A 1,325-nucleotide genomic window follows, 5' to 3' on the forward strand; every position below is an offset into this window, starting at 1 on the left:
CAATGACAGGGCAGTTGAGTCATACCAGGCCCAGTGACCTAACCTCGACCATCGAGGCTTACCTAAAAGGTAACGGGTTGCACTACGATGAAACCTGTCGTGGAGATCTGGCCAGGGGGGTATGAGATCTCAAAGATTTACAGTGGATCGATGGGGGGTCCTCACATGGTTCGCATCTGCAGACGTAGTCCGCAGCCGTCGTCGACGCGGCCCGAATGAGGTCCATCGCTCCTGCGCTCTCATCCAGACAGTTCGCATTGCTTTGGAGCGGCCAGGCTGTCTCTCAGATCGGTGACGGCGTCTTTACCATCGCTCTCGCAATCGAAGCCATCGATCTTACGCACTCGGCAAGTGGGTTGGCCTACATCTTGGCCGCACGCACGCTTCCGGCGGTACTGCTCGTGTTGGTGGGGGGCGTGGTCGGTGATCGGCTATCTCGGCGGATTGTCATGTTGGCCGCAGACGTACTGAGAGGAGGTGCCGTTGGCGCCATTGCCTACCTCGTTGCGACCCATCAGGCAGCTGAGTGGCAGCTCATCGTGTTAAGTGTGATCTTTGGCATCGGAGATGCCTTCTTCCAACCGGCATCGAACGCAATCATCCCTGACATCGTCGAGGCTGATCTGTTGGTCTCTGCAAGTTCTCTTTCCATGACATCCCAGCAGTTTGGCACCTCACTCGTTGGACCAGCCCTCGGTGGTGTTGTCGTGGCGGCAATCGGCATCTCGGGATCCTTTGCCTTTGATGCGGGTACTTTTGTGGTGAGCTCAGTGTGTCTGTTGCTCATGGCGGCAACGCCGAGGCGCAAAGAAGTGAACGAGGCGATGATCTCACAGATTCGCAAGGGGCTCGCCTACTGTCGTCGTCAGAAGTGGATGTGGCGAAGTCTCGGGCCGGTGTCGCTCTTTAATTTCGCTGCCGTAGGGATCGTTGGCGTGCTCACGCCGGTTCTAGTGAGACGGGTGATGCATGGAAGTGCAGTCGATCTCGGTCTCGTCTTCGCATTGGGTGGGTTGGGCGGTCTTGTCGGTGCGCTGGTTGTGCCGAGATGGGGGAGCCGCCGCCGCCCGATCACGTTTATGTCGATGGTGTGGGGTCTTGGGGGGATCGCACTGTTGGGGTTAGGTTTTAGCCCTAACCCTTGGTGGGTAGCAGGCTTTGTCGCCGTCCCCTCCTTCGGGATCGTGGCGGGAGACGTGGCGTTTGAACTAGTAGTATAATTATGTGGCGATTTGTGGAATGTTTGTTGCGAACCGTACCATACTGATAGTATGAAACTTTCGGAATACGCCGCTAAGAATGGGATCAAGTACAGAGCGGCCTGG

At 57.0% G+C, this 1,325-nt stretch carries 1 protein-coding gene; it reads left to right on the forward strand.

The window, feature by feature from the left end:
* Positions 1-215 precede the first annotated feature (215 nt).
* A complete protein-coding gene (locus M7Q83_RS14030; protein ID WP_298340242.1) occupies positions 216-1,220 on the forward strand; it encodes an MFS transporter in 1,005 nt (334 codons plus the stop codon).
* Positions 1,221-1,325: the final 105 nt, after the last annotated feature.

Source organism: Ferrimicrobium sp. (genome assembly GCF_027364955.1).
Classification (GTDB): Bacteria; Actinomycetota; Acidimicrobiia; order Acidimicrobiales; family Acidimicrobiaceae; genus Ferrimicrobium.